Below are 26144 nucleotides of genomic sequence, written 5' to 3'. Positions count from 1 at the left end.
GAAGAGCGCCATGAAACACTTTCCCGTCGCCGTGATCATCGAAAAAACCCGCCTCGACAACCGCTGGGTCAGCGAGAAGTGGGAGGCGATCGGCGTCGTTCCGGCCTTCGATGCTGAGGTCGACGCGCCGCCGAAGAAGATTTTCGCCGACGAGCAACGCGATCAGTTTCTTGCCGGCCATTTCCCGATCGAGCTGTTCCGCGATGAAGTCGATAACTACCACCTCAACCTGACCTCGCCCGAGCCGCGGGTTTTCGTGATGTGGCGGGAAGAGGACGGTTTCGCCCTGCCCATCGAAGTCACGCTGAGCTACGGCGAAGCAGCGCGCTGGCTGGATTCCGGCGAGCACTGCGACGGCGTGCCGATGCCCCCGGAAATCGCCGACTGGCTGGGCGATTTCGTCAATACCCACTACAAGCCGGCAGTGCGGACCAAGATCAAGCGCAACGATCCGTTTGCCGGAAAACGCCAGCCATGAGCGGCTTTCTCGAACGCTGGTCGCGGCTGAAAAAGGTCGCCGACCAGGCGGCAAGCAGCGAAATCACCGATGCCGAAAGCCTGCTTGAAAACTTGACGCCGGACAGCGATTTCGGCGTCTTTATGCGCCAGGAGGTCGGCGAGGCGGTGCGCCGCAAGGCGATGAAAACCCTGTTTGCCGACCCGCACTTCAACGTGATGGATGGGCTGGACATCTACATTGACGACTATTCGATCAGCGAGCCGATTCCCGAAGCCATGATGGCGACGCTGAATCATGCGCGCACCCTGTTGTCCGATGCGCCGGCGGAAGAAACGGCAACGCCCGAAAAAACTGAAAACTGCGACATTCTGGCCGGCGATGGACAAAATGTCCCGGTGACCGCATCTGCGGCAAGCCCGCCTTCCGAAAAGCCCTGACAAGCGCCATTTTCGACCGTGTGATCGTTATGGTTTTAGAATAAAAATAAGTCATAACTATCAATGGCTTGTTGGAGCTAAAAATTTAACCAAAAGTGGTTTCCAGTGATGACCGGATAAATGGCCGTTTCTGGCACAAAGCCTGCAATGAGAGTTGACCCATTCCGAGGTCCGACCCTTGAAGCCCACTGCTGCTGCCGCCCTGTTTGCCACCGATCACCTGCCGCTGGCCGCCGCTTTTGCCGCCGCCGAAGCGCTTTTCCCGCCGGAACCGGTGCCGGCCGTCAGCATGAATGCCGAAGGCCGCCTGGTCATCGTCGGCGAGGCAGGCGTGGCACTGGGCTGGGCCGAACGGCTGGCCGGGCAGCGCGAAGTGACGGTGCTGGCCATCGGGACGGGTGCCGAACTGCCGGAAGCGGCCGAATTCGTTCTCGAAACCGGCGATCAGCTCGCATTGTCCGGCCATCTCGGCGCCTTCGTGCTGCGCTGGCAGGCTGCCGGCGTCGCGAAGCAGGCAAGTTTCGACGCCGTTCTCGACCTGTCGCCCCAGGCTTTGCTCAATCGCGTCGAACTCCCCAAGGCTATGCCGCGCCGGGCCGTGATCCGCTTGATCAGGCGCTGGCGGTTATCGACCTGCTCGGCTTCGACGGCGAATTCGAAAAGCCGCGCTACGTTGCCGTCAATGAACGGGTCTGCGCCCACAGCCGTTCGCTGAAAGCCGGCTGCAGCAACTGCCTCGACGTCTGCGCCACGGAAGCCATCGTCAGCGCCGGCGACAGCATCAAGCTCGACCCCTATCTCTGCCAGGGCTGCGGCACTTGCACCACCGTCTGCCCGTCCGGCGCGCTGAGTTTCCAGTATCCGCGGGTGGCCGATGTCGGCCTGGCGATCAAGGCGCAACTGAAGGCCTATCGCGAAGCCGGCGGCGAAAACCCCTGCGTCTTTTTCCATTCCGCCGAAGCCGGTCGCAAGCAATTGCTGGCCCTGAAACGCGCCGGCAAGACGCTGCCGGGCAACGTCATCCCGGTCGAAACCTGGAGCGCCGATGCCGTCGGGCTCGACCTGCTGCTTGGTGCCGTCGCGCTGGGCGCCTGCCAGGTCGTCGTCTTCGGGGCCGGTTCGCACGATCTTGCACCCTTGCAGCAACAGGCCAAGCTCGGGCATGCCATCCTCGGCGGCTTCGGTTATACCGGTGATTATCTGCGCATCGTCGATGCCGGCAACGCCAACTGGCTGGCCGAACTGACCGCCTGGCAGCCCGTCGCGGCCGTGCCGGCCGCCGACTTCCGACTGCTTGCCGACAAGCGGACGACGCTCGAATTCGTCATCGATCACCTGCACAAGCACGCGCCGCTCAGCGCCGAAGCCATCGCCCTGCCGGCCGGCGCGCCCTTCGGCAGCATCGCGGTCAGCGACGCCTGCACGCTGTGCATGTCCTGCACAAGCGCCTGTCCGGCCGGGGCGCTGAAGGCGGCGGCCGATGCGCCGCGTCTCTCCTTCCTGGAGCGCAACTGCCTGCAATGCGGCCTGTGCGCCAATACCTGCCCGGAACAGGCGATCACGCTGACGCCGCGCCTGTTGGTCAAGGAGCGCCGCGCCGAGCGGGTGCTCAAGGAAGCCGAAGTTTTCTGCTGTACCGCCTGCGGCAAGCCGATGGGCGCCGCGCCGACCATCATGAACATGATCGGCAAGCTGTCCGGACACAGCATGTTCGCCACGCCGGAAGCCAAGGCCCGCCTGACCATGTGCGGCGACTGCAGGGTGATCGACCTGATCAATAACGAGAAGAGTATGAAAGCCTGGGAGATGACCGAATGAGCGCCGTTCTCGAACGCGTTGCCGCCGCCCCGCAGCTGTCCGACGAGGACAAGGCCCGCGCCGAGCACTACGCCGTGCTGTCCCGCCTGTTTTCGCGGGCGGCCGATGCCGGCTTCCTGCGCCAGTTGCCGGCGCTGGCCGCCAGCTGGGGCAATGCCGAAAGCCAGCTTGGCCGCGCCTGGCTGATTCTCGGCGATGCCGCGAAAGCCATCGACGCCGAGGCGGCCGAGGAGGAATACACGCGCCTCTTCCTGACTATCGGCCGGCCGGAAGTGATGCTCTTCGGCTCCTTCTATATCGCCGGCTTCCTGATGGAAGAGCCGGTCGTCGAGTTGCGCGCCGATCTGGCCGAACTCGGCCTCGGCCGGCGTCTGGGCATCACCGAATCAGAGGATCACATCGCGGCGTTGTGCGACGTGATGCGCCACCTGATCGTCACCGGCCCGGATGCGGCCGGGCTGGCGCGGCAACAGGCATTTTTCACGCGCCATCTGGCGCCCTGGTTCGAGGCGCTGTGCGATGCCCTCGAACGGGCGCCGGAGGCCAACTTTTATCCGCGTACCGCAGCTCTGGTGCGCGCTTTTTTCGAGATCGAGCGCCTGTCGTTCGACATGCTGTAGTCCAAGTTTTGAGGAGGGGGAAATCATGAACGAGCAAAAACCTGAGAACCTGAAGCGGCGCGGCTTTCTGCTGGCCGCCGGGGTCGGCGGCACGGCGGCGGTTGCGGCTGTGGCGGTCGGCGTCAACAAGGAAGCGGCCAAGCCGCTGGCCACGGTGAGCGAGGCGGAAAAAACCGGCGGCTACGAAGAAACCCGGCACATCCGCAATTACTACCGCACGGCGCGGGTCTGAACGGAGAAAAACCATGCTGACCAGAAAAGCAAAATCCGTTTCCCGGCCTGAAGCTGGGGTCATGTTGGCCGCCAATCCGGCATCGACGGTCCCCCAAGGGGACTTCCTGCGGGGCGTGGCAAACGGCGTCCTCGCCGCGACCATGGATCGCCGCAGCTTCCTCAAGCGCTCCGGCCTGGCCGCCGGCGGTGGCGCCATCGCCAGCCAGCTGCCGTACAACATGATCGGTTCCGCCGAAGCGGCCGATGTCGCCAAGGAAAAGACCGGCGTCGAAATCAAGCGTACGGTTTGCACCCACTGCTCGGTCGGCTGCGCCGTCGATGCCGTGGTCGAAAACGGCGTCTGGGTCCGCCAGGAGCCGGTTTTCGATTCGCCGATCAATCTCGGCGCCCACTGCGCCAAGGGCGCCTCGGTGCGCGAACACGGCCACGGCGAGCATCGCCTGAAGTATCCGATGAAGCTGGTCGACGGCAAGTACAAGAAGATCAGCTGGGAAACGGCGCTCAACGAAATCGGCGACAAGCTGCTCGCCATCAGGAAGGAAAGCGGTCCGGACGCCACCTACTGGGTCGGCTCGTCGAAGCACAGTAACGAGCAGGCCTACATGTTCCGCAAGTTCGTGTCCTTCTTCGGCACCAACAACATGGACCATCAGGCCCGCGTCTGCCACTCGACCACGGTCGCCGGTGTCGCCAACACCTGGGGCTATGGCGCGATGACCAACTCCTACAACGACATGCAGAATTCCAAGGCAGCGTTGTACATCGGCTCCAACGCCGCCGAAGCTCACCCGGTATCGATGCTGCACCTGCTGCATGCCAAGGAAAACGGTTGCAAGGTCGCGGTCGTCGATCCGCGTTTCACGCGCACCGCGGCCAAGGCTGACATCTTCAGCCGCATCCGTTCCGGCACCGACATTCCCTTCATCTGGGGCATGCTTTATCACATCTTCAGCAACGGCTGGGAAGACAAGGAATACCTCAAGGCCCGCGTGCACGGCATCGAGAAGGTCAAGGAAGAGGTGATGAAGTGGACGCCGGACAAGGTTCAGGACGTCACCGGCATCCCGGAAGCCGAAGTCTTCCGCATTGCCGAAATGCTGGCCAAGAACAAGCCGTCCACCGTCGTCTGGTGCATGGGGCAGACCCAGCACACGGTCGGTAACGCCAACGTCCGCGCCATGTGCATCCTGCAATTGGTCCTCGGCAATGTCGGCGTTTCCGGCGGCGGCACCAACATCTTCCGCGGTCACGACAACGTCCAGGGCGCCACCGACGTCGGCCCGAATCCGGATTCGCTGCCCGGCTACTACGGCCTCGCCGCCGGTTCTTGGAAGCACTGGTGCGCGGTGTGGGGCGTCGATTACGAGTGGGTCAAGAGCCAGTTCGCCTCGCAGGCGATGATGGAGAAATCCGGCATCACCGTGTCGCGCTGGATCGACGGCGTGCTCGAAGCCAACGAGAACATCGACCAGGATTCCAACCTGCGCGCCGTGGTGTACTGGGGCATGGCCCCGAACAGCCAGACGCGCGGCCTGGAAATGGTCGAGGCGATGAAGAAGCTCGACCTGCTGGTCGTCGTCGATCCCTACCCCTCGGCCACCGCTGCGATGTCGGCGATGATGCGCAAGGACGGCGTCTATCTGCTGCCGGCCTGCACCCAGTTCGAAACGGTCGGTTCGCGGACTGCTTCCAACCGCTCGCTGCAGTGGGGCGAGAAGGTCATCGAGCCGCTGTTCGAATCGAAGCCCGACCACACCATCATGTACGCCTTCGCCAAGAAATTCGGCTTCGAGAAGGAGTTCTGCAAGAACATCAAGGTGAACAAGGACAAGCAGGGCTGGGACGAGCCGGAAGTCGAGGACATCCTGCGCGAAATCAATAAGGGTTGCTGGACCATCGGCTATACCGGCCAGTCGCCGGAACGTCTGAAGCTGCACATGAAGAACATGCACACTTTCGACGTCAAGACGCTGCGCGCCAACGGCGGCCCCTGCGACGGCGACTACTTCGGCCTGCCCTGGCCGTGCTACGGCACGCCGGAAATGAAGCATCCGGGCACGCCCAACCTCTACGACACCTCGAAGCACGTCATGGAAGGCGGCGGCAACTTCCGCGCCAATTTCGGCGTCGAGAAGGACGGCGTTTCGCTGCTCGCCGAAGACGGCTCGGCTTCCAAGGGCGCTGATCTGCAGATGGGCTACCCGGAATTCGACCACGTGCTGCTCAAGAAACTGGGCTGGTGGGACGACCTGACCGACGACGAGAAAAAGCTGGCCGAAGGCAAGAACTGGAAGACTGACCGTTCCGGCGGCATCCAGCGCGTCGTCATGAAGGTGCATGGCTGCCATCCCTTTGGCAATGCCAAAGCGCGGGCCGTGGTCTGGAATTTCCCGGATCCCGTGCCGCTGCACCGCGAGCCGATGTATTCGCCGCGTCCGGATCTGGTCGAGAAATATCCGCAACCGGCCGACAAGAAGGTCTTCTGGCGCCTGCCGACGCTGTACAAGTCGCTGCAGGACAAGGTCAAGGATATTTCCAAGGACTTCCCCATCGTCATGACCTCCGGCCGTCTGGTCGAGTACGAGGGCGGCGGCGAGGAAACCCGATCCAACCCATGGCTGGCCGAATTGCAGCAGGAAATGTTCGCCGAAGTGAATCCGAAGGATGCCAACAATGCCGGGGTGCGCAACGGCGAGTACATGTGGGTCGAAACGCCGAGCAAGGGCCGCATGAAGCTGCGCGCCCAGGTTACCGAGCGGGTCGCGCCGGGCACCGTCTTCCTGCCCTTCCACTTCTCCGGCTGGTGGCAGGGCAAGGACATGCTCGAGTACTACCCGGAAGGCGCCGCACCCATCGTGCGTGGCGAATCGGTCAACCAGGGCACGACCTACGGTTACGACTCGGTGACCATGATGCAGGAAACCAAGACCACGCTTTGCCGCGTCGTTAAAGCCTAAGGGGGAGAACAATAATGGCACGCATGAAATTCCTGTGTGATGCGGAGCGCTGCATCGAGTGCAATGGCTGCGTCACCGCCTGCAAGAACGAACACGAACTGCCGTGGGGGGTTAACCGCCGCCGCGTCGTGACCATCAACGACGGGGTGCCGGGCGAGAAATCGATCTCGGTCTCCTGCATGCACTGCTCGGACGCACCGTGCATGGCGGTCTGCCCGACCGACTGCTTCTACAAGACCGACGAAGGCGTCGTGCTGCACAACAAGGATGCCTGCATCGGTTGCGGCTACTGCTTCTTCGCCTGCCCGTTCGGCGCGCCGCAGTTTCCGAACGGTCCGGCTGCCTTTGGCGCGCGCGGCAAGATGGACAAGTGCACCTTCTGTTCCGGTGGTCCGGAGGAAAACAATACCAAGGAAGAGTTCGAGAAATACGGCCGCAACCGCATCTCCGAAGGCAAGCTGCCGGCCTGCGCCGAAATGTGCGCCACCAAGGCCTTGCTCGCCGGCGATGCGCCGGTGATCTCCGATATCTTCCGCGACCGCGCACTGCGTCGTGGCAAGGCCGGGGATGCCGCCTGGGGTTGGACGACTGCCTACGGCAAGCCGGAACAGGTGCCTGCCGCGACCAAGGAGGGGACAAAATGAAAAAAGTCATCACAGTGGCGCTGGCCGGCGCCTTCGCTCTGAGTCTTGCTGCCTGTGGCGAATACTCTCAGGTCGCCAGCTACAAGCCGGGCAGTTACCAGGGCAAGTCGGACACCAGGCCCTGGGAAGGTGGCAAGTTCGCCGGCGACAAGCCGGCCTGGGAAGCCGCACTGGCCAACCGGGCACAAGGGCAAAACGAGTACAAGCGGGCTCAATGAGGAGTTGATGATGACGACTTCAAATTTCGCCGCGCGGCTCGGGCGCTGGCTGATCGCCGCCTGCCTGATGCTGGCCTGGGCGCTGCCGCTGCGCGCGGCAGACGCGCCGCCGGCTCAGCAACAGGCCGAGCGCCAGCAGACCCAGCCCGGCAACAACGCACCGATGTGGCGGGAAGTCCGCCAGGACAAGGCGCATTTCACCAACAATCCGGGTAATGAAGCCGGGGTGCTGATCCAGACCGGTGGCGATGCCTGGCGGCATCTGCGCAACGGACCGCTGACGCTCTACGGCGGCTGGCTGGTTATTCTGGTCGCCGCTGCGATCCTGCTCTTCTACAAGATCAAGGGGCCGCTGGCGCTGCACGACAGCCCGAGTGGCCGCCTGATCCAGCGCTTTCCGCGCTACGAGCGGGTGATCCACTGGCTGACCGCCGGCACCTTCCTGATCCTGGCGGTGACCGGGCTGGCCATCCTGTTCGGCAAGCACGTGCTGATGCCGGTCATTGGCCACAGCCTGTTCGGTTACCTGATGGTATTCGGCAAGAACGTGCACAATTTCATCGGGCCGCTCTTCGCCTTCTCGACCATCGCCATGATCGTCATCTGGGCGCGTGACAACGTCTGGCAGAACATCGATGCCCAGTGGATCACCAAGGCTGGTGGCCTGTTGAGCGGCGAACATGTGCCGTCCGGACGCTTCAACTTCGGCGAAAAGACCTGGTTCTGGATCGGCGTCACCGTGCTCGGCCTGACTGTGGCGGTTTCCGGCTTCGTGCTCGACTTTCCGAACTTCGGGCAGGGCCGGGCCGACATGCAACTGGCTTCGCTAATCCATGCGGTGGCGGCGATCACCATGCTGCTGCTGGCCTTCGGCCACATCTACATGGGCACGATCGGCGTCAATGGGGCGCTGGAGTCGATGAAATCCGGTTATGTCGATGAAACCTGGGCGCGCGAACATCACGAAGCATGGTTCAACGACGTCAAGGCCGGTAAATCCGGCCACCCTCAGGGTTAACGGGAGGAATACGAACATGAAGAAAAGCAAATTTGCCCTGCTGCTGGCGCTGAGCGTCGGCTGTGCGGGGGCTTGGGCCAAACTGCCGGCCCCGTCCGAAGAAGCCAAGGCCAAGGCCGAAGAAGCCAAGGTCAAGGCGGCCGAAACCGCCAAGACCGAGGCTGAACTGCTTGGCAAGTCGCAGGACCGTGTGGCCGAGAAGTACATCAAGGAGCAGAAGGCCAAGGGCGTCATCGTCAAGCCGACGCCGATTCCGCCGCCTGCTCCACCGGCTGCACCGGCGGCAGCGGCGCCGCCAGTTGCGCCGGCACCTGTCGCTGCAGCAGCCCCGGCCGCCAAGAAATAAGGCGGGTCGGCCAACAAAAACCCCGGTCAGGTAGGCCGGGGTTTTTTTGTATCCGGAATTCGGTGTTCAAACCCAGTGCTCAAATGACCCAAATTCTCCGCGTTGGTAGGCAGCAATCCTCTCAGCAAGCGCTTCGACAGACACCAGCGCCATAGAGCCTTGCCAATACACCGGTTGACGCAACGGTTTGCCCGAGTGATCCCGGCTCCTCGGCTTCCTTTAACCGGGACTTTCGTAATGCGGCTTCTGGCGCGGCCGACTCGGTCCGATCGGCACCATGATCCCGGGGCGAATTTCCGGAGTACGGGTTTTTCGCAGGCGTCGCTCGGCGTCGTCGGCCCAGCGCGACAGGGTTCGTGCGTCGACCGCGCGCGCTGCCGGCGGGGCGCGATAGCCGACGACCTCGAACGCCTGGTTCACGGTGATCGCAATCGGCGACCAGCGGGCACGGGCGCTCGGCGCGCACAGCACACGGCCCTCGCGCACGTAAACCTGGACATTGCCTGACACAGCATCCGCTGACGGAAGATCGCGGCGAACACCGTACTCGGTCCCCTCCACCGATGCCGACAGCTCATTGGTCACCACCTGACCGCCGCCACGCGTCGCGATGCTCTTGACCCGGGCGAAAAGCTCACCAAAAAACAGCGTGATCGAGCCGAGCTGGAGACGCGTCGAGCGGTTCAGGATGACCGCGCTGCCGTCGTCGTAATCGATCACGGCCTGACCATCGGCGGTTTCGATGGTATCTCCGCTCACCAACTCCATGCCTGATTCATAACGGATGATTCCTTGGCCACTCCGTGTGACGGTCACGCCAGGGTCGGCATAAAGCAGGGTTCCCGCCCGCGGTGGCGATGCATCGAAGCTCAATGGTCCAATGCTGAATGAGGCACCGGCACAGCCGGCGATCAGGCTGACGAGGCACAGGGCGAGAATCGCCGTGACCGCGCTTGCCGACCCCTTAATTTTTGGCATGGGACCACCTCTTTTCCAATGCCGCCAGCACCCACCAGGTGACGATAAAGGCAGCCAGATGATAAAGACCGTCGATGAGCAAGCCGTATTTGGCGTAGAGCAAGACCATGATGGCCAGATAGCCGCCGATGGCCAGCGGCAGCACGGCAAAGTCCAGGCGCCGTGACTTGCCGACCCGCCACAGGCGGTAGGCGATGGCGGCCAGCACCATCGACAGCGCCAGCAGCCACTGCGCAAGAAAGCCCACTGGTGTGACGGTGGCACCGGTCAGCAGGGCATTGACGGTGTCGGCCTGAAACTCGAAGCCATAGCGCTGTGGGCCGGCCCGGTCGAGACGCGTCTGCAGGACATCGAGCGGATGCGTGACGCCGACGACAATGATTTTGCCGCGCCAGCTACCGGGGGCGCCCGGCTCGGCAAGCAGGGTTGCGGCGTCAACCCGCCGAACGGGTTCGCGCAGTCGCTCACGGTGCGAAACCGGAAAAATCAGGCGCGCCATTTCAGCCCCCGGCGGGCGGCCGGGGCAGTCGCGATCGCTGCGGTCAACCGTTTCGCGCAGCGAAAACGGCACACTGGATTCACCCGTCGCGTGGCGCAGCTGCAGTGATTTGTCGCTCCGTGGAATGGACGCGATGCTGCTCGCATCAGCGACGGCATGCAGCGCGTACGATCCGTAAGTGCGGTTGCCGCTGCGCATGGCGAGCGTCCCGAGCACGGCGTTATCGAGTTTCTGGCCGATGCAGGTCAGGCCGAGCACGGCGCCCGCTTCGGCCAGTCCGGGCAGCGCGACGGGTTCACCGCCGGGAGTCAGCGCCTTGAAGCCGAACACGACCCGCATCCCGTCCCGCCGCGCCGCCCGCACCGCATCGAGCAGGGCAGCATCGGCAGGACTCGCTTCGTCGGTGGTGATATCGAAGGCAATCGCCTCGGCCTTGCGTTCGCTGGCGATGGTGATGAGTCGCGCATATTCGCTGCGGCGGGCGCTCGACAGACGCGTCGTTTCGTCGGGGTGCGGGGCGATGGCAACGAGCAACAGACGATCGGAAAGCACCGGCTCGACGAGCACATCGCCGAGCAGCATGGTAAAGCTCGCGCTACGCGTATCGAGTCCGAGCAGATCGAACAGATTGACCCAAGCGAACGACAGCACCGCTGCACCGACTACGGCCGCAACGCCAATGCCCGCCTTGCCGAGGCGCAGCACCTGTTTGAGCTTGCGCACGAAATCGACCAGGCCGCCGCCTTCAAGCGCGGCGGCGAGTGCAGCGATGTCTCGGTCGCGGGTATCGCGATGCAGCGTTTCGGCCTGCAGACGTCCGAGTTCGGCGACGTCGGCCGGCAGTTGTTCCGCTGCGGGAAGGCTTGCGCCATCGATCAGCACCGGGATGACGCGCTTGCGCAGCCGCAACGCCTCGGCGACCTCCCAGCGGACCAGGTCATCATCTGGACCGTTCGCCCGCGCCGCCAGCGCGGCCAGCCAGGCCGGACCAATGACCACCAGCACGATGTCGTAATCCGCCAACCGCTCCGTCAGCAGCTGGCGCCAATCCTCACCCAGCGCTATCCCATTCAGGTCGAAGAACACCTTGTCGCGCACGAACCATGCAGCAAGCCGGTCGTGGAGAATCTGGGCAGTCGCGGAACTATCGTCGCGGCGATAGCTGATGAAAACGTTTGGCATAGGACGCGAACATCGCCGCTAACGCGGCGGGTCGGCACCACCGTTCCATGGGACGGCATCATGTGCTTGTTTGATCATGAACGGCATTCCCTCCGCATGGTATTTGACCCATTGGAGCTACAGATGATCGGCAAGTTCAGATGATGGTGATGAACCTAGCCAGCACTTCCTAGCGCTGCGCGACCCGGGGCGATCCTTCGTTCAGGTTGAAAATGCCGCTAGTAAATGACTGGTTTCGAATCAGTAATCAGTCACAACGCCAATGGCTATCAGTGCTGCTTCAGAAAGTGATGACCTTGTCAGCGGCCAGTGTCGCTTCCGCGAGGTCGACCAGGGTGCCGATGGCAAGGCCGGGAGTCAGCGGCAGGTCGCCGAGGCCGCGGGCCAGGGCGCAGGTTCGGCAGAGACGGATGTCGACGCCCTGGGCGACCAGTTGCTCGACCATGCCCTGCAGGCCGTTGCCGGTGCCGTCGATCTGGTTGGGCAGGCCGAGCACGGTGGCGTCGGACATCAGGAAGATGCGTACTTCAGGCTTCCGGTCGTTGCCGGCCAGCGCGGTGGCCAGGCGCAGCGCCGACAGGCAGCGCTCGCTGCCGTAGGGTGGAGCGTGGATGATGATCAGGATGTTCTGCATGGTGAATCTCCAGGGTTAACGCATCGCTCGCCGTAACCAGGCACTGGCCTGATCGACCGCGACCGACAGGGCGAGCATGGCGATGATCACCGTCGACGCCTGCGCATGGTGAAACAGGGACAGTTCGAAATAGAGCAATTGGCCCAGCCCGCCGGCGCCGACGAAGCCGAGGATGGCGGCCATTCGGATGTTCATTTCCCAGCGGTACAGCGTGTAGGCGATCAGTTGCGGCGCGGCGCCGGGCAGCGTGCCGTAGAGGAAGGCCAGGCCGCCGGGCGCTCCGGCCAGCCGTAAGGCCCGGGCCGGCGTCGGCGGCGCGTTGGCGAGGGCTTCGGCATAGAGGCGGCCGAGCACGCCGGTGGTGTGCAGGGCCAGGGCCAGGGCGCCGGCAAAGGGGCCGAGGCCGACAGCTAGCGCCGTGATGGTGGCCCAGACCAGTTCCGGCACCGAGCGCAGCAGGTTGAGCAGGAAGCTGAACGGCGCCCGCCATTTGGGCAGCGCCAGCAGCAGGCCGGCGATGGCGGCGAGCAGGGTGCCGACGACCGAGATGGCCAGGGTTTCCCAGATGCCGCGGCAGACCTTGGCCAGCCACTCGGCCGACAGGTCGGGCGGAAAGAATTCGCCGACGAAGGTGCCGATCGACTGTGCGGCCTCGAGTGAGAACAGCGCGCCGAAGCCGATGTCGAGCAGCCGGAAGCTGGCGATGACGCCGAGGCTCAGCGCAATCGCCAGGCCGAGGCTGCGCGCGCCGAAAGCCGACGGCCGGGCGGCCGGCGGCGATTCGAGCGCCCGGCGCAGCCAGCCCGAGAGGCCGTCGGCGGCGAAGACGAGGACCATGAAAGTGAGCAGGATGGTCGCCGCCTCGCCGCCATTGAGCATCTTCATTGCCTGATCCATCAGCTGGCCGAGGCCGCCGGCGCCGACGAAGCCCATGACGACCGAGGCGCGGATGGCGCATTCCCAGCGGTAGACGGTGTATGAGGCGAGTTCCTTCGAGGCCTGCGGCAGCAGGCCGTACAGGATGGCCAGCGAGCGGCCGGCGCCGCTGCGGCGCAGCGCCTGGGCCGGTGCGCCGTCGACCGATTCGAGAATCTCGGCATAGACCTTGGCCAGCATGCCGCCGTAGGTCAGGCCGAGGGCCAGTACGCCGGCCGCCGGGCCGAGGCCGAAGACGCGGACGAAGAGCAGGGCCCAGACCAGTTCCGGTATGCCGCGCAGGATGGTGAGCAGGCCGCGGGTCAGCGGGTTCAGGGTCGCCTTCTCGCGGCCGGCGGCGCTGGCCAGATAGGCCAGCGGCACGGCAAGCGCGAACGCCAGCGCCATGCCGGCGGTGGCGATGGCCAGCGTTTCGAGCGTCGCCCGGCCGAGATAGCCGAGAAATTCGCCGCCGCTTTCCGGCGGCAGAAAACCGGCCAGGAAGCGGCCGATGACTTGCAGGTTGGCCGGGTCGAACAGTGCCCCGGGTTTGACTTCGGTGGCCTGGAACAGCGGCCAGAGGACGACGAGCGCGGTCAGCGCGCCGAGCAGGCGCGAACGGGCGGCAGGATCTCGATGAGTGCTATTCATTCGCCGGATTGTGTGGTTTGAAATCCGGTACTAAGCTGGAAAATTCAGTACGTTGATCATCCGTGAGAGGCCGATTGCTCCCGAGGTACACGCATTGGCTATCGGCGACCCATGTGGCTCCCAGTTTTGGCCACGGAGGTACGTCGTACCAAAAGTGCACGGTGAACCATGAAACGTGTTCGTCCCATACATAGCCTGTATGCACTTCAGGCGCATCCGGAGATGCGTAATACAGCAAATCCCCTTTGCCTATAAAGCCGTCTCGCCAGTTCTTTGGCATCAGATTCAGAACGTCTTCATTGATGGAAAAAGTAATGCGGAGAGCCGTCCGAAAATTTGACAATGGGAATAGTTCCACAACATCTTTCGGTGCTTGGTATCCGGCATCAACCAATCGGCATCCAAAGCTTTTTGCAAAGTACTTATAGAGATCGGTCTGCCGGCTTGGGAAATCTGAACCGTAGACTTCTTCAAAATCAATCAGCCGGTATTTGACAATCTGCTCCTCGTGTGCGAATACCCAAGAAACCAGTTGGTCATACGCATTGTCGAAGGGCTGAGTTGTTGCCGTATTACATCGATGGCACAAGAAGGCATCGTACTTAAGCGTTTTTGAATCAGGCCCCTGAATAACAGTTTGTTTTCCGGCGAAAAAATGTATGGGGCTCTCATCACCACGATAAGGGCCACTTCCATAGGCTCTCTGAATATCTGCTTTTTTGAGCCGATGCTCTTTGCTTGATGCTGGAGCACCACACATCCAGCATGATTTCTGTGCCAAAACGACCTCCTCTTAACCGTGCGCCTAGTCGCTCAAGTATGCCATCCACCTTCTAACAACATGCCGCCTGCGTCGCCGCGTCGTTGGCGGCGGCTTGCGACAGGAAGCGCGGTTCGTGCGCCTGCATCGGCAACTCCTCGCCTTCGCTGGCATACAGCTCATGCAGCAGCGGCAGCGTGACTTCGCCGGCCGGCAGGTCGAAGGCGATGCGCCCGGCCTTGATGCCGACGATGCGCGGGAAACAGCTGAGCGCCAGATCGACCGCATGCAGGCTGGCGACCAGCGTCGCGCCGCGCCGCTCGGCCGCATCGACTAGTAGGCGGACGGTGGCCAGGGCCAGCGCCGGGTCGAGGGCCGAGACCGGCTCGTCGGCGAGGATCAGGTCGGGCTGCTGGTACAGGACGCGGGCGACGCCGACCCGTTGCAACTGGCCGCCGGACAGCTGGTCGCAGCGGGCGAACAGCTTGTCGGCGAGGTCGACGTGCTCGAGTGCGCTTTGCGCGCCGGCGACGTCGAGCGGGTAGAGCAGCGAGGCCATGGACTTCCAGGCGGGCCACTGGCCGAGTTTGCCAGCCAGAACGGCGGTCACCACGCGTTGCCGGCCGGGAATCGGCGGCGCCTGATGGACAGTGCCGATCCGGGCGCGCAAGGCCTTGAGTTGCTCGGCGGACAGCCCGGCCAGCGGGGTAGCGAGCACCGCAGCCCGCCCGGCGGTAGGCGCCAGCGCCGTGCCGAGCAGCGAGATCAGCGAGGTCTTGCCGGCCCCGGACGGGCCGATCAGGGCGATCCGCTCGCCGCGCTCGGCCCGCAGCGAAATGTCAGTGAGCGCGGCAAAACCATTGGCGTGGGTCAGCCCCACGCCATCGAGCGCAAAACTCACTTCAGCAGGCCGGCGGCGTGGGCGGCCTTTTCGATGCCGTCGTAGTTCTCTTTCTTGGTCGGAATGAACTTGGCGGCGCGTTGCAGGCCGAGTATTTCCTTGTGTTCCGGGTTGGCCGGGTCGAGCTTCAAAAAGGCGTCGGTCAGCTTCTTGACCAGGGCCGGATCGAGATCGCCGCGCACCGTCCAGTTGTAGTCGAAATAGGGCGGCGTGGTGGCGAAGACGCGGACCTTGGCGGTATCGACCTTCTTCTGCTCGACCAGCTTGTCCCAGACCGAGGCGTTCAGTACGCCGGCCTCGGCCTTGCCGGCAGTGACGAAGGCGACGGTGGCGTCATGGGCGCCGGAGAAGGCGACGTTCTTGAAGTCCTTTTCCGGGTTCAGCCCGGCCTGCTGCAGGAAGAAGCGTGGCATCAGGCTGCCCGAGGTCGAGGAGGGTGCGCCGAAGGCAAAGGTCTTGCCCTTGAGGTCGTCCAGCGCCTTGATGCTGGGATCGGCGGTGATGAATTTCGAGGTGAACTTGGCATCCTCCTCGCGCTGGGCGATCGGGATAGCCGTGCCGTTGGTGCGGATCTTGGCCTGCACGAAGGTGAAGCCGCCCAGCCAAGCGAGATCGATCTTCCGGGTGGCCAGCGATTCGACGACCGCCGCGTAGTCGGAAACCGGCGTGAAGACGACCTTCATGCCGGTCTGGGCTTCGAGGTATTTGCCGAGCGGGGCGAACTTGCGTTGCAACTCGGTCGGCGCTTCGTCGGGGATGGCCGAAACGCGCAGCACGGCGTTGTCGGCAAAGGCGGGAAAAACAACGGCAGAAGCCAGGGCGCAGGCGAGCGCCCCTTCAGCGCCAGGCGGCGCGCGGTGGAACGAATCATTGGTGTAACTCCGATTTTTACTGCAACTGCTGCCATGCGGATGTCACGGCAGCTTACAAAGGCACCGAAGTGCCATCCATTCTGTGCGGTACGCAGACCGCGAGCGGCATTATAGCCACGGCTCCCCGCTCCTCAGCCGGCGCCCTGCGGAACGGGCCATATTCAGCATTTGCCGGCCAGTGTTATTCTGCCGGTCCCATGCTAGGCACCCTTTCCGACGCCCTCGTTCTGCTCGGCAATTTCGACCACCGCTTGCTCGAAATCGTCGGCCTGTCGCTGCGCGTCAGCCTGACGGCGCTCGCCATCGGGGCGCTGGTCGGCCTGCCGCTGGGGGCCTGGCTGGCGGTGGCCAGCTTTCCCGGACGCGGTGCCCTGATTGTCGCCCTCAACGCGCTGATGGGCCTGCCTTCGGTGGTGGTCGGCGTATTGGTCTATCTCGCGCTGTCGCGCAGCGGCCCGTTCGGCAGCTACGGCCTGCTCTTTTCGCCGGCGGCGATGATCGTCGCCCAGAGCATGCTGGTCGTGCCGCTGATCGCCGCGGTCAGCCGGCAGATCGTCGAGGATGCCTGGAAGGAATACGCCCCCGAATTTTCGGTGATCGGCATCGGCCGCCCGCAGGCCGTGGCGCTGTTGCTCGCCGACTGCCGTTTCTCGCTTTCCGTGGCGACCCTGGCCGGCCTCGGCCGGGCGATGTCGGAAGTCGGCGCGGTGATGATCGTCGGCGGCAACATCGACGGCTACACGCGGGTGATGACCACCGCCATCGCGCTCGAAACCGCCAAAGGCGACCTTGCCCTCTCGATCGCGCTGGGTATCGTGCTGATGACGGTCATCCTCGGCCTCAACGTCGCGGCCTACCATCTGCGCTGCTGGGCGACCCGGAGGTATGGGTGAACCTTGAAACCTCAGTTGACCGCTTATCCATATCTGGCCCGCCACGTGAATACTGACTCCCGTGCCTTCGAAACGACTCACCCGCGGGGTGGCAGCGCTACGTGGCCGCTGGCACGCCTGGTCGGGCGCCCGGCTTTGGCGCTCCTTCTTGCAGGCATGAGCCTGCTGCGGCGTCGCTTCGCGCCGGCCATTCCGTCCAGGCATACCATCAGCCACGTCCAACTGAGGTTTCAAGGTTGATGTTTCCGCTGCGTATTTCGGGCCTGCGTTTCCAGCCGAACGGCCGGGCCATTCTCGATGGCGTCGATCTCGATCTGTCCGGCGAGGGGATCAGCGTCATCCTCGGTCCGAACGGCGCCGGCAAGACCCTGCTCCTGCGTCTGCTGGCCGGCCTGCTGCCGGCCCAGGGCGGTTCCATTTCATGGGCCGGCGCCGCCCAGCCCGACGGCAGGCTGGCCATGGTTTTCCAGCAGCCCATGCTGCTCCGCATGTCGGTGTTCACCAATGTCGAATTCGCCTTGCGGCCGCAGGCGCTGAGCGCCGCCGAACGTCGGGCGCGCAGCGCCGAGGTTCTCGAACGCGTCGGCCTGGCGCATCGGGCTCGGGATTGCGCCCGTCTGCTCTCCGGCGGCGAGCGCCAGCGTCTGGCCCTGGCCCGCGCCTGGGCGATGCGCCCGCGCCTGCTGCTGCTCGACGAGCCGACGGCCAGTCTCGATCCGTCGGCGACCGAGGCGGTCGAGCGCATCATCCGCGAAATCCGCACCGAGGGCGCCAAAGTGCTGATGACGACGCATAATCTCGGGCAGGCGACGCGCCTGGCCGACGACATCATTTTTCTCGCCGATGGCCACATCCAGGAACATGTCGCCGCCCAGCGCTTTTTCGCCCACCCGCAATCGCCCGCCGCCCGTGCCTTCATGCAGGGGGAACTGCCGTGGCGAATCGCCTTCGAACCCTGACCGTCCGCCGCTTTCAAATCGCCGTCCCGAGTGCCCACCATGACCGATCACGCCAACCCTTCCCTCTCCGCCGCCGAAGCCTGCGCGCGCCTGCTGGCCGCCGTGGCGCCGATTGCCGGCCACGAATTCCTGCCGGTGCGCAGCGCCCTTGGTCGCGTCCTGGCCGCCGACATCATCGCGCCGCACGATGTGCCGGCCCACGACAACTCGGCGATGGATGGCTACGCCGTGCGCTTCGACAGCCTGGCCGAGGCCGCTGAAACGCGGCTGACGGTGGTCGGCACCGCTTTCGCCGGCAATGCCTTCTCCGGCCTGGTCGGCAAGGGCCAGGCGGTGCGCATCATGACCGGCGCCGTCCTGCCGGCCGGGGCCGACACCGTGGTTGTCCAGGAGGTGACGCGGCTTGAGGATGGCGTGGTGATCGTCCCGCCCGGCCAGCGTTCGGGGCAGAACACCCGGCGCGCCGGCGAGGATCTGGCGCGCGGCGCCGTCGCCTTGAGCGCCGGCAAGCGCATTGGCCCGGCCGAACTGGGCCTGATCGCCTCGCTCGGCGTCGTCGAGGTCGACGTCAAGCGCCGCCTGCGCGTCGCCTTCTTCTCGACCGGCGACGAACTGGCTTCGCTCGGCAAGCCGCTGGCCCCGGGCGAAATCTACGACAGCAACCGCTATACGCTGCACGGCCTGCTCGCCCTTTTGGGGGCGGATGTCATCGACATGGGCGTCGTCCCCGACCGTCCGGAAGCCCTCGAGGCCACCCTGCTCGAAGCCGCCCAGGTCGCCGACGCGATCATCACCACCGGCGGCGTCTCGGTCGGCGAGGCCGATTTCGTCCGCGAAGTCCTCGCCCGGGTCGGCGAGGTCAAGTTCTGGAAGCTCAACATCAAGCCCGGCCGCCCGATGGCCTTCGGCAAGATAGGCAATGCCTGGCTGTTCGGCCTGCCCGGCAACCCGGTGGCGGTGATGGTCAGCTACACGCAGTTCGCGCTCGACGCCCTGCTCCGCCTGTCCGGCCTCGATCCCGTGCCGGCGCGCCCGTTGCTCAGCGTGGCCAGCGCCAACGCCATCAAGAAACAGCCCGGCCGCCGCGAATACCTGCGCGGCACGGTGGCCGCCGTCGACGGCCGCTGGCAGGTCACAACCACCGGCAACCAGGGCTCGGGCGTGCTGCGTTCGATGTCGGAAGCCAACTGTTTTGTCGTGCTGCCTGAGGACTGTGCCGGCGTGCAGGTCGGCGACAGCGTCGAGGTCCAGCTTTTCGAAGGCCTGATCTGAGCGCCGCCGCGGAAATCACCTGCGCCAGCTGCCGGGCCTGCTGCTGCCGGCTGGAGGTGATGCTCATGGGCGACGACGAACCGCCGCGCCAGATGACCCTGCGCGACCGCTGGGGCGGCTGGGTCATGCGCCGCCTGGACGATGGCTGGTGCGTGGCGCTCGACCGGCAGACCATGCTGTGCACCATCTACGAACAGCGTCCTTTCATCTGCCGCGAGTATCAGGCCGGCGACTACGACTGCCTCGAACAGCGCCAACAACTGATCGTGCCGAACCCGGAAACGCCATGACTACCGAGCAACCGAAAAATCCTCTGCACGGCATCACGCTGGAGCAAATCCTCAACGAACTGGTCGCCCACTACGGCTGGGAAGAACTGGGCCGGGAGATCGAGATCCGCTGCTTCACGCACGACCCGAGCGTCGCCTCGAGCCTGAAATTCCTGCGCCGCACGCCGTGGGCGCGGGAGCGGGTGGAATCGTTGTACGTCTACATGCTGCGCCGGAAAGCCAAGCCGGCCGGCTGATCAAGCGGCGGCTGCGGCCGCGTGCTGATCGGCCAGGGTATTGCCACGACAGCTGGCGTGGCCTGGCACCCAGCAGAAGGTTGATCGTTCCAGCATCGCGGTAACGTCGCGCGCCGCCAGCATCGCGGCCAGTTCGGGATCCTGGCCGAGGCCGAGGCCCAGGCTGCGGCTCCGGCTCAGGCTCAGGCGGGTGACAGTATCCAGATTGTCCGAAAACAGGGTCAGCGCCTGGCCGGGAAAATGGTCTCGCGCTTGTTCCAGCCCGAACAGGGCTGCCTCCAGCTCCAGCTCGTTGCTGCCGATCGGCGCCATCGTTCGCGTCGCGATCAGCGGCACGGCGTCGGGGTCGGCGAACAGCACGGCGGCCAGTCCGCCATGGCGTTTCTGGCTGGCATCGCTGAAGACCAGCAACTGGTCGACGAAACGGGCGGCCAGGCGCAAGGGCAAGGGGCCTACCGACTGATGGATGATGCGGACCGGTTTCTTTTTGCGTCTTCTCGGCATGGGCTTGGGCTGGGCGGTCGGACAGGGGCGAAGAATAATCCGATTCGCCGCCTGGCGTCGCCGCAAAAGGCGACGCCCAAAAGACGAAAGCCCCACACGGGGGGAGTGTGGGGCTTTCTGGACGGCTAGGGGGAGAGCCGTCAGTCCTGATGTCTGGTCAGCACATGAGTGCAAGATACGGCAGCCCCAGCTGCGGAAAAAGTAACCGATTGCAACAGGACGTACCGCATTGTGCCGGGCGGCGCGCCGCCCGACGGGCAGTGTGTTTTCGCGGTTCGCGACCAAGGCGGCCGGGCGGAGCCAGTACAAAAAACGATAGGTCAGGCGGGCCGGGCTGGCTATCATGTTCGACCTCCCCGAAAGCCTGCTCATGATTATCCTCAAGAACGTCACCCTGCGCCGCAGCTCGAAAGTGCTGCTCGACAAGACCTCGGTCACCATCAATCCCGGTGAAAAGGTTGGCCTGGTCGGCCGCAACGGTGCCGGCAAGTCCACCTTGTTCGCACTGCTCAACGGCACGTTGCATGAGGATGGCGGCGATTATTCGATACCCAAGCAATGGCAGATGGGCCAGGTGGCGCAGGACATGCCGGAAACCGAGCAAAGCGCGACCGATTTCGTCATCGACGGCGACACCAAACTGCTCGCTGCCCGCAACGAGGTGCATGACGCCGAAGCCAGCGACGACGGCATGCGCATGGCCGAAGCCTACATGGCGCTCAACGATGCCGGCGAGCACGATGCCGAAGCGCGCGCCCAGTCGCTGATCCTTGGCCTCGGCTTCAAGGTGTCCGAGCTGCACAACCCGGTCAACAGCTTCTCCGGCGGCTGGCGCATGCGCCTGCAACTGGCGCGCGCCCTGATGTGCCCGTCCGACATCCTGCTCCTCGACGAGCCGACCAACCACCTCGACTTGGACGCCCTGGTCTGGCTCGAAGCCTGGCTCAAACGCTACCCGGGCACCCTGGTCATGATCAGCCACGACCGCGAATTTCTCGACGCCATCACCGGTGTCACGCTGCACATCGACAACGCCAAGCTGGTCCGTTACGGCGGCAATTACAGCAAGTTCGAAGATATGCGCGCCGAGCAGATGCTGCTCCAGCAGGCGACGATGGCCAAGCAGGCCGAGAAGATCGCCCACCTGCAATCCTTCATCAACCGCTTCAAGGCCAAGGCCAGCAAGGCCAAGCAGGCGCAGAGCCGGGTCAAGGCGCTGGACCGCATGGAAAAGATCGCGCCGGTGCTGGCCGATGCCGAATTCACTTTCGAATTCCAGGAACCGCAGAACCTGCCCAACCCGATGTTGTCGATGATGGACGTCACCATCGGCTACCCGCCGCCCGAAGAAGCGCCGGCTGGTACGCCGCCGACGGTCATCGTCCGCGGCATCAACCGCTCGGTGATGGCCGGCCAGCGCATCGGTATCCTCGGCGCCAACGGCCAGGGCAAATCGACGCTGGTCAAGACCATCGCCCGCACCCTGCAGGCGATCGATGGCGACGTCACCGAAGGCAAGGGCCTGAACATCGGCTATTTCGCGCAGCAGGAACTCGACGTGCTGCGCCCGCAGGATACCCCGCTCGAACACATGGTCCGGCTGGCCAAGGAAGCCATCGCCGCCGGGCGCAGTAACGTGCCGGGGCGCGAGCAGGAACTGCGCAATTTTCTCGGCACCTTCAATTTCGGTGGCGAGATGGTCAAGCAGGCGGTTGGAACCATGAGCGGCGGCGAGAAGGCCCGCCTGGTGCTGTGCATGCTGGTCTGGCAGCGGCCCAACCTCTTGCTGCTCGACGAGCCGACCAACCACCTTGACCTCAGCACCCGCGAGGCACTGGCCGTCGCCCTCAACGAGTTCGAAGGCACCGTCATGCTGGTCAGCCATGACCGCGCGCTACTGCGCTCGGTCTGCGACGAATTCTGGCTGGTCTCCAAGGGCGGCGTTGCGCCGTTCGACGGCGATCTCGAAGACTACCAGCGCTACCTGCTCGACGAGGCCAAGCGTGCCCGCGAAGAGGCTGCCGTACAGCAGAAACGGGCGGCATAACCGGCGGTCATTTTCCGGCTATTATTCCAGCGTCAACGTTTCGCAGCATCGAGCGTTGAATGCTTAAGGCGGCATGCCTGATAACAATGGAGATACCCGAGATGAACAAATTTTTCGCGTCGGTTCTGGTTGGATTGTTTGCAGTGAATGTCGCCTATGCCCAGGCTCCTGCCGCCGCGCCCGCGGCCGGTGATTGCGAAGCCAAGGCGGTCAGCAAGAGTGGCAAGCCGCTGGCCGGCGCCGCCAAGACGGCTTTCATCAAGAAGTGCGAAGGCGGCAGCGCCGCCGCGTCGGCCTGCGAAGAAAAGGCCGTCAGCAAGAGCGGCAAGCCGCTGGCCGGCGCCGCCAAGACAGCCTTCCTGAAAAAGTGCGAGGCCGACGCCGCCAAGTAAGCGCTTCCACTTATGAAAAAGCCGGCTGCGTGCCGGCTTTTTCGTTTCAGCTGGCGCCGAAGATGCCCGCCTCAGGCGGGTTCCAGATAGCCTTCCAGTTGCTGATCGAATTCGGTGAAATGGTCCTGCAGTGCCGACAGGACATGGTCGATCCCGTCGATCGCCAGTACGCAATTGCCGTCCCCAGAGAGGACGACGCGGATCTCCTTCAACTTCTCGGCGATCACCATGTGCGCCTGATTATGGGCCTGGCGGTGGGCCAGCGGCACGCACTCCTCCATGTACAGGGATTCCATCACGTTGTGCTTGAGGGTGACCTCGACGAAGGCCCGGATCAGCTGCTCGACGCCGCTGTGGCAGATCTGGCGCCGGTCGGGCTGGCAATTGTCGCAGTTGTCGATGGCGCCGACCTGCGTGCAGGTGGCCTTGATGCGCCGGATGAGGTCGATCATGAGGTCATGATCGCGACGCATGCGTCCGGCGGCTTCTTCTCGAATCAGCGGCATACACTCACTCCATATGGAGACTGTCGCGTTGCGGCACGGGGGCCGATACTGATGCCCGAGTTGTGATCTAGAGCTTCAACGAAAATACCTGATGATTTTTATCAGGATTTGAGAGTAGAGATCGCGGTCGGCGATGTCAAGGCGGCCGGTGCGATGGGCGGAAAACGCGGAGTCCTCCAGCGCAAAACGCCGGCCTTGCCCTACACTTGCCGTCTATCGAACCCGGCATTGCCCGCATGCGCCCGACCATCAGCATTCCTCCCGACGAAATCGAATTCACCGCCATCCGCGCCCAGGGCGCCGGCGGGCAGAACGTCAACAAGGTATCGAACGCCGTGCATCTGCGCTTCGACGTCGCCGCTTCCTCGCTGCCGGAGGAAATCCGCCAGCGCCTGCTGCGGCTGGGCGACCAGCGGATCAGCAAGGAGGGGGTGGTGGTGATCAAGGCCCAGGAATTCCGCAGCCTGGAGAAGAATCGCGGCGAAGCCCTGCGCCGGCTGGAGCAGCTGGTGAATAGCGTCGCCGTCCTGCCCAAGGCCCGGCGGCCGACCAAGCCGACCCACGGCTCGGTCAAACGCCGCCTGGAAAGCAAGGGGCGACGGGCGGCGATCAAGGCCGGGCGGCGGACGACGGGCGAGTAGCACCAGCCATGCGTCCGCGACCGCCGCCCAATTACCTCGCCGGCTACCCGCCGGACCTAGTCGCGCCCGTGCTGCGCCTGATCGATCAGGATCAGCTGGGCGCCGTGCTGCTCAAGAAGTACCCGCTGGCCCACGAGGTGCGCACCGACAAGGCGCTCTACGACTACGTGCAGGGGCTCAAGGGCGAGTTCATGCGCAACGTCGGGCAAGTCAGTAAGGTGGCTTTCGACAGCAAGCTGCGGGTTATCCGCCAGGCGCTCGGCACCCACACCAGCATTTCGCGGGTGCAGGGCACCAAGCTCAAGTCGAAGCGCGAGATCCATGTCGCGACCGTGTTCAAGGAGATGCCGCCGGAGTTCCTGCGCATGATCGTCGTCCACGAGCTGGCCCATCTCAAGGAAGGCGCTCACGACAAGGCCTTCTACCAGCTGTGCTGCCACATGGAGCCGGACTATCACCAGCTTGAGTTCGAGCTGCGCGTCTATCTCAGCCATCTGGCCGCCGGTGGCCAGGTGTTGTGGTCGGCGACGCCGGGCGCCGGGGCGTTTTTCGACGAGGTAGAATAGGCGGCTTGCCGCCGGCGTGGTGTTCTGGCCACCGGGGTTTCCGGATTCGTTCGCATGTTGAGACTGACTGAAGTAAAGCTCCCGCTCGATCACGCCCCCGGCGCGATCCTTTCCGCCATCTGCCAGCGCCTTGGCCTGGTCGAGGGCGAGGTGCTCGAGCATTCAATTTATCGCCGCAGCTTCGATGCGCGGAAAAAATCGGCGATCACGCTGATCTACTCGCTCGATGTCGACGTTCGCGACGAGGCCGCCGTGCTCGAACGCTGCAAGGGCGATCCCCACGTCAAGCCGACGCCGGATACCACCTACAAGTTCGTCGCCCAGGCCCCGGCCGACCTCAAGTCGCGGCCGATCGTCATCGGCACCGGCCCCTGCGGCCTGTTCGCCGGGCTGGTGCTGGCCCAGATGGGTTTCCGGCCGATCATTCTCGAACGCGGCAAGGCCGTGCGCGAGCGGACTAAGGACACCTGGGGCCTGTGGCGCCAGGGCAAGCTCAATCCGGATTCCAACGTCCAGTTCGGCGAGGGTGGCGCCGGCACCTTCTCCGACGGCAAGCTCTACAGCCAGATCAAGGACCCGCAGCACCACGGCCGCAAGGTGCTCGAGGAATTCGTCAAGGCTGGCGCGCCGGAGGAAATCCTCTTCATCAACAAGCCGCACATCGGCACTTTCCGGCTGGTCAGCATGGTCGAGAAGATGCGCGCCAACATTTTCGAACTCGGCGGCGAAGTGCGCTTCGGGGCCAAGGTCGAGGAAATCGAGATCGAGCGCGATGCCGCCGGCAACGGCCAGGTGCGCGGCGTGGTGCTGGCCGGTGGCGAACGCATCGCCGCCGAGCATGTCGTGCTCGCCGTCGGCCACAGCGCCCGCGATACCTTCCAGATGCTCTTCGACCACGGCGTCTATATCGAAGCCAAGCCCTTCTCGATCGGCGTCCGCATCGAGCACCCGCAGTCGCTGATCGACCGCGCCCGCTTCGGCCCTTCGGCCGGCCATCCGCTGCTCGGCGCCGCCGACTACAAGCTCGTGCACCACTGCGCCAACGGCCGCACCGCCTACAGCTTCTGCATGTGCCCGGGCGGCACCGTGGTCGCCGCCACCTCGGAGCCGGGCCGCGTCGTGACCAACGGCATGAGCCAGTATTCGCGCGCCGAGCGCAACGCCAACAGCGGCATCGTCGTCGACATCTCGCCCGAGGTCGATTACCCGGGCCACCCGCTGGCCGGCATCGAATTCCAGCGGCAATGGGAGTCGGCGGCCTTCGTGGCCGGCGGCGGCACCTACGCGGCGCCGACCCAGCGCGTCGGCGACTTCCTCGCCGGCCGCCCGTCGGTGGCGCCGGGCGGAGTCGATCCGTCCTACACGCCGGGCGTGCACTGGACCGATCTCGCGCTTTGCCTGCCGCCCTTCGTCATCGCCGCTCTGCGCGAAGCGCTGCCCGCCTTCGACAAGCAGATCCGCGGTTTCGCGATGGACGATGCCGTGATGACCGGCGTCGAGACCCGCACCTCGTCGCCGATCCGCATCAAGCGCGGTGACGACCTGCAGAGCATCAATACCCGCGGCCTCTACCCGGCCGGCGAAGGCGCCGGCTACGCCGGCGGCATCCTCTCGGCCGGGGTCGATGGCATCAAGATCGCGGAGGCGGTGGCCAGAGGCATGCTGAAGCCCCTCTGAGGGCGGCCGCGGCGCGT

At 64.5% G+C, this 26144-nt stretch carries 30 protein-coding genes and 1 pseudogene; 22 read left to right on the top strand and 9 right to left on the bottom strand.

Going from position 1 to position 26144, the window contains the following annotated elements:
• Positions 1-10 precede the first annotated feature (10 nt).
• The 12 genes and pseudogenes from NQE15_RS23005 (at position 11) to NQE15_RS22950 (ending at position 8752) form a co-directional block, all read left to right on the top strand.
• Complete coding sequence (locus NQE15_RS23005) at positions 11-478, top strand: DUF3305 domain-containing protein (RefSeq protein WP_265945138.1); 468 nt, start codon at positions 11-13, stop codon at positions 476-478.
• Positions 475-897, top strand: a complete 423-nt coding sequence (locus NQE15_RS23000; protein WP_265945136.1) for a DUF3306 domain-containing protein — start codon at positions 475-477, stop codon at positions 895-897. Before NQE15_RS23005 ends, NQE15_RS23000 begins: the two co-directional genes overlap by 4 nt.
• Before the next feature lie 178 nt (positions 898-1075).
• The gene (locus NQE15_RS22995) at positions 1076-1612 is read left to right on the top strand and encodes a hypothetical protein (RefSeq protein WP_265950422.1); all 537 of its coding nucleotides are present in this window, start codon (positions 1076-1078) and stop codon (positions 1610-1612) included.
• Positions 1516-1719, top strand: a pseudogene (locus NQE15_RS22990) (hypothetical protein); the annotation flags it as partial. The gene NQE15_RS22995 and the pseudogene NQE15_RS22990, both read left to right, overlap by 97 nt.
• Positions 1720-1764: 45 nt before the next feature.
• A complete protein-coding gene (locus NQE15_RS22985) occupies positions 1765-2715 on the top strand; it encodes a 4Fe-4S dicluster domain-containing protein (RefSeq protein ID WP_265950399.1) in 951 nt (316 codons plus the stop codon).
• On the top strand, positions 2712-3335 hold the full coding sequence (locus NQE15_RS22980; RefSeq protein ID WP_265945133.1) for a TorD/DmsD family molecular chaperone: 624 nt from the start codon (positions 2712-2714) through the stop codon (positions 3333-3335). Before NQE15_RS22985 ends, NQE15_RS22980 begins: the two co-directional genes overlap by 4 nt.
• A gap of 25 nt (positions 3336-3360) precedes the next feature.
• Positions 3361-3567: a hypothetical protein gene (locus NQE15_RS22975; RefSeq protein WP_265945131.1), complete on the top strand. Its 207-nt coding sequence runs from the start codon at positions 3361-3363 to the stop codon at positions 3565-3567.
• A 61-nt stretch (positions 3568-3628) separates the two neighbouring features.
• Entirely contained in the window at positions 3629-6526 is a 2898-nt protein-coding gene (locus NQE15_RS22970) for a formate dehydrogenase subunit alpha (protein ID WP_416336555.1), read from the top strand.
• Positions 6527-6540: 14 nt separating this feature from the next.
• Entirely contained in the window at positions 6541-7170 is a 630-nt protein-coding gene (fdh3B, locus tag NQE15_RS22965; protein WP_265945127.1) for a formate dehydrogenase FDH3 subunit beta, read from the top strand.
• On the top strand, positions 7167-7388 hold the full coding sequence (locus NQE15_RS22960; protein WP_265945125.1) for a hypothetical protein: 222 nt from the start codon (positions 7167-7169) through the stop codon (positions 7386-7388). The genes fdh3B and NQE15_RS22960 overlap by 4 nt, the downstream gene beginning before the upstream one ends.
• A 10-nt stretch (positions 7389-7398) precedes the next feature.
• Entirely contained in the window at positions 7399-8406 is a 1008-nt protein-coding gene (locus NQE15_RS22955) for a formate dehydrogenase subunit gamma (protein WP_265945123.1), read from the top strand.
• Positions 8407-8422: 16 nt separating this feature from the next.
• Complete coding sequence (locus NQE15_RS22950) at positions 8423-8752, top strand: hypothetical protein (RefSeq protein WP_265945121.1); 330 nt, start codon at positions 8423-8425, stop codon at positions 8750-8752.
• A gap of 219 nt (positions 8753-8971) precedes the next feature.
• Here NQE15_RS22950 and NQE15_RS22945 read toward each other — a convergent pair whose 3' ends face one another.
• From NQE15_RS22945 to NQE15_RS22915, 7 genes are all read right to left on the bottom strand, one after another.
• Entirely contained in the window at positions 8972-9730 is a 759-nt protein-coding gene (locus NQE15_RS22945; protein ID WP_265945119.1) for a FecR family protein, read from the bottom strand.
• On the bottom strand, positions 9717-11411 hold the full coding sequence (locus tag NQE15_RS22940) for a CHASE2 domain-containing protein (protein WP_265945117.1): 1695 nt from the start codon (positions 11409-11411) through the stop codon (positions 9717-9719). The genes NQE15_RS22945 and NQE15_RS22940 overlap by 14 nt, the downstream gene beginning before the upstream one ends.
• A gap of 280 nt (positions 11412-11691) precedes the next feature.
• Complete coding sequence (locus tag NQE15_RS22935) at positions 11692-12045, bottom strand: DsrE/DsrF/TusD sulfur relay family protein (RefSeq protein WP_265945115.1); 354 nt, start codon at positions 12043-12045, stop codon at positions 11692-11694.
• 15 nt (positions 12046-12060) lie between these two features.
• Complete coding sequence (phnE, locus tag NQE15_RS22930) at positions 12061-13611, bottom strand: phosphonate ABC transporter, permease protein PhnE (protein WP_265945113.1); 1551 nt, start codon at positions 13609-13611, stop codon at positions 12061-12063.
• Positions 13604-14392, bottom strand: a complete 789-nt coding sequence (locus NQE15_RS22925) for a hypothetical protein (RefSeq protein WP_265945111.1) — start codon at positions 14390-14392, stop codon at positions 13604-13606. Before NQE15_RS22925 ends, phnE begins: the two co-directional genes overlap by 8 nt.
• Before the next feature lie 52 nt (positions 14393-14444).
• Entirely contained in the window at positions 14445-15272 is an 828-nt protein-coding gene (locus NQE15_RS22920) for a phosphonate ABC transporter ATP-binding protein (RefSeq protein ID WP_265945109.1), read from the bottom strand.
• Positions 15269-16048, bottom strand: coding sequence for a putative selenate ABC transporter substrate-binding protein (locus NQE15_RS22915; protein ID WP_265945107.1), 780 nt, complete (start codon positions 16046-16048; stop codon positions 15269-15271). Before NQE15_RS22915 ends, NQE15_RS22920 begins: the two co-directional genes overlap by 4 nt.
• A gap of 293 nt (positions 16049-16341) precedes the next feature.
• On the opposite strand from NQE15_RS22915, the gene NQE15_RS22910 reads away from it, so the two are divergent.
• From NQE15_RS22910 to NQE15_RS22890, 5 genes are all read left to right on the top strand, one after another.
• Positions 16342-17037, top strand: coding sequence for an ABC transporter permease (locus NQE15_RS22910; protein ID WP_265945105.1), 696 nt, complete (start codon positions 16342-16344; stop codon positions 17035-17037).
• A 239-nt stretch (positions 17038-17276) separates the two neighbouring features.
• Positions 17277-17996 carry an ATP-binding cassette domain-containing protein gene (locus tag NQE15_RS22905; protein ID WP_265945103.1) on the top strand — a complete coding sequence of 240 codons (720 nt, stop codon included), beginning with the start codon at positions 17277-17279 and terminating at the stop codon, positions 17994-17996.
• A 39-nt stretch (positions 17997-18035) separates the two neighbouring features.
• Positions 18036-19268 carry a gephyrin-like molybdotransferase Glp gene (gene glp / locus NQE15_RS22900; protein WP_265945101.1) on the top strand — a complete coding sequence of 411 codons (1233 nt, stop codon included), beginning with the start codon at positions 18036-18038 and terminating at the stop codon, positions 19266-19268.
• A gap of 65 nt (positions 19269-19333) precedes the next feature.
• Positions 19334-19558 (top strand): YkgJ family cysteine cluster protein, encoded by a 225-nt coding sequence (locus tag NQE15_RS24145; protein ID WP_416336493.1) that lies wholly within the window; start codon positions 19334-19336, stop codon positions 19556-19558.
• Positions 19555-19794, top strand: a complete 240-nt coding sequence (locus NQE15_RS22890; RefSeq protein ID WP_265945099.1) for a VF530 family protein — start codon at positions 19555-19557, stop codon at positions 19792-19794. Before NQE15_RS24145 ends, NQE15_RS22890 begins: the two co-directional genes overlap by 4 nt.
• On the opposite strand, the gene NQE15_RS22885 is transcribed toward NQE15_RS22890, so the two are convergent.
• Positions 19795-20298, bottom strand: coding sequence for an RNase H family protein (locus NQE15_RS22885; protein ID WP_265945097.1), 504 nt, complete (start codon positions 20296-20298; stop codon positions 19795-19797). It lies immediately after the preceding gene.
• A gap of 343 nt (positions 20299-20641) precedes the next feature.
• Here NQE15_RS22885 and NQE15_RS22880 point away from each other — a divergent pair, with 343 nt between their 5' ends.
• Positions 20642-22345, top strand: a complete 1704-nt coding sequence (locus NQE15_RS22880) for an ABC-F family ATP-binding cassette domain-containing protein (RefSeq protein ID WP_265945095.1) — start codon at positions 20642-20644, stop codon at positions 22343-22345.
• Positions 22346-22446: 101 nt separating this feature from the next.
• On the top strand, positions 22447-22737 hold the full coding sequence (locus NQE15_RS22875; RefSeq protein WP_265945093.1) for a hypothetical protein: 291 nt from the start codon (positions 22447-22449) through the stop codon (positions 22735-22737).
• 71 nt (positions 22738-22808) lie between these two features.
• On the opposite strand, the gene NQE15_RS22870 is transcribed toward NQE15_RS22875, so the two are convergent.
• Entirely contained in the window at positions 22809-23243 is a 435-nt protein-coding gene (locus tag NQE15_RS22870; protein WP_265945091.1) for a hypothetical protein, read from the bottom strand.
• A gap of 236 nt (positions 23244-23479) precedes the next feature.
• On the opposite strand from NQE15_RS22870, the gene arfB reads away from it, so the two are divergent.
• From arfB to NQE15_RS22855, 3 genes are read left to right on the top strand one after another with little or no spacing between them, the layout of a single operon-like run.
• Positions 23480-23884, top strand: coding sequence for an alternative ribosome rescue aminoacyl-tRNA hydrolase ArfB (gene arfB, locus NQE15_RS22865; RefSeq protein WP_265945089.1), 405 nt, complete (start codon positions 23480-23482; stop codon positions 23882-23884).
• A gap of 8 nt (positions 23885-23892) precedes the next feature.
• Positions 23893-24450, top strand: coding sequence for a M48 family metallopeptidase (locus NQE15_RS22860; protein ID WP_265945087.1), 558 nt, complete (start codon positions 23893-23895; stop codon positions 24448-24450).
• Between the two features lie 54 nt (positions 24451-24504).
• On the top strand, positions 24505-26127 hold the full coding sequence (locus NQE15_RS22855; protein ID WP_265945085.1) for an NAD(P)/FAD-dependent oxidoreductase: 1623 nt from the start codon (positions 24505-24507) through the stop codon (positions 26125-26127).
• Positions 26128-26144: the final 17 nt, after the last annotated feature.

Source organism: Dechloromonas sp. A34 (assembly GCF_026261605.1).
GTDB lineage: Bacteria > Pseudomonadota > Gammaproteobacteria > Burkholderiales > Rhodocyclaceae > Azonexus.
The sequence above is the reverse complement of the archived record's forward strand: the minus strand, read 5'-3'. Positions and strand labels throughout refer to the sequence as shown.

What these genes read in the sequence shown, in the direction of transcription:
- NQE15_RS23005 (WP_265945138.1), top strand. Translation starts at nt 11, where the DNA reads ATGAAACACTTTCCCGTCGCCGTGATCATCGAAAAAACCCGCCTCGAC.
- NQE15_RS23000 (WP_265945136.1), top strand. Translation starts at nt 475, where the DNA reads ATGAGCGGCTTTCTCGAACGCTGGTCGCGGCTGAAAAAGGTCGCCGAC.
- NQE15_RS22980 (WP_265945133.1), top strand. Translation starts at nt 2,712, where the DNA reads ATGAGCGCCGTTCTCGAACGCGTTGCCGCCGCCCCGCAGCTGTCCGAC.
- NQE15_RS22975 (WP_265945131.1), top strand. Translation starts at nt 3,361, where the DNA reads ATGAACGAGCAAAAACCTGAGAACCTGAAGCGGCGCGGCTTTCTGCTG.
- NQE15_RS22970 (WP_416336555.1), top strand. Translation starts at nt 3,629, where the DNA reads ATGTTGGCCGCCAATCCGGCATCGACGGTCCCCCAAGGGGACTTCCTG.
- fdh3B (WP_265945127.1), top strand. Translation starts at nt 6,541, where the DNA reads ATGGCACGCATGAAATTCCTGTGTGATGCGGAGCGCTGCATCGAGTGC.
- NQE15_RS22960 (WP_265945125.1), top strand. Translation starts at nt 7,167, where the DNA reads ATGAAAAAAGTCATCACAGTGGCGCTGGCCGGCGCCTTCGCTCTGAGT.
- NQE15_RS22955 (WP_265945123.1), top strand. Translation starts at nt 7,399, where the DNA reads ATGACGACTTCAAATTTCGCCGCGCGGCTCGGGCGCTGGCTGATCGCC.
- NQE15_RS22950 (WP_265945121.1), top strand. Translation starts at nt 8,423, where the DNA reads ATGAAGAAAAGCAAATTTGCCCTGCTGCTGGCGCTGAGCGTCGGCTGT.
- NQE15_RS22945 (WP_265945119.1), bottom strand. Translation starts at nt 9,730, where the DNA reads ATGCCAAAAATTAAGGGGTCGGCAAGCGCGGTCACGGCGATTCTCGCC.
- NQE15_RS22940 (WP_265945117.1), bottom strand. Translation starts at nt 11,411, where the DNA reads ATGCCAAACGTTTTCATCAGCTATCGCCGCGACGATAGTTCCGCGACT.
- NQE15_RS22935 (WP_265945115.1), bottom strand. Translation starts at nt 12,045, where the DNA reads ATGCAGAACATCCTGATCATCATCCACGCTCCACCCTACGGCAGCGAG.
- phnE (WP_265945113.1), bottom strand. Translation starts at nt 13,611, where the DNA reads ATGAATAGCACTCATCGAGATCCTGCCGCCCGTTCGCGCCTGCTCGGC.
- NQE15_RS22910 (WP_265945105.1), top strand. Translation starts at nt 16,342, where the DNA reads ATGCTAGGCACCCTTTCCGACGCCCTCGTTCTGCTCGGCAATTTCGAC.
- NQE15_RS22905 (WP_265945103.1), top strand. Translation starts at nt 17,277, where the DNA reads ATGTTTCCGCTGCGTATTTCGGGCCTGCGTTTCCAGCCGAACGGCCGG.
- glp (WP_265945101.1), top strand. Translation starts at nt 18,036, where the DNA reads ATGACCGATCACGCCAACCCTTCCCTCTCCGCCGCCGAAGCCTGCGCG.
- NQE15_RS24145 (WP_416336493.1), top strand. Translation starts at nt 19,334, where the DNA reads ATGGGCGACGACGAACCGCCGCGCCAGATGACCCTGCGCGACCGCTGG.
- NQE15_RS22890 (WP_265945099.1), top strand. Translation starts at nt 19,555, where the DNA reads ATGACTACCGAGCAACCGAAAAATCCTCTGCACGGCATCACGCTGGAG.
- NQE15_RS22885 (WP_265945097.1), bottom strand. Translation starts at nt 20,298, where the DNA reads ATGCCGAGAAGACGCAAAAAGAAACCGGTCCGCATCATCCATCAGTCG.
- NQE15_RS22880 (WP_265945095.1), top strand. Translation starts at nt 20,642, where the DNA reads ATGTTCGACCTCCCCGAAAGCCTGCTCATGATTATCCTCAAGAACGTC.
- NQE15_RS22875 (WP_265945093.1), top strand. Translation starts at nt 22,447, where the DNA reads ATGAACAAATTTTTCGCGTCGGTTCTGGTTGGATTGTTTGCAGTGAAT.
- NQE15_RS22870 (WP_265945091.1), bottom strand. Translation starts at nt 23,243, where the DNA reads ATGCCGCTGATTCGAGAAGAAGCCGCCGGACGCATGCGTCGCGATCAT.
- arfB (WP_265945089.1), top strand. Translation starts at nt 23,480, where the DNA reads ATGCGCCCGACCATCAGCATTCCTCCCGACGAAATCGAATTCACCGCC.
- NQE15_RS22860 (WP_265945087.1), top strand. Translation starts at nt 23,893, where the DNA reads ATGCGTCCGCGACCGCCGCCCAATTACCTCGCCGGCTACCCGCCGGAC.
- NQE15_RS22855 (WP_265945085.1), top strand. Translation starts at nt 24,505, where the DNA reads ATGTTGAGACTGACTGAAGTAAAGCTCCCGCTCGATCACGCCCCCGGC.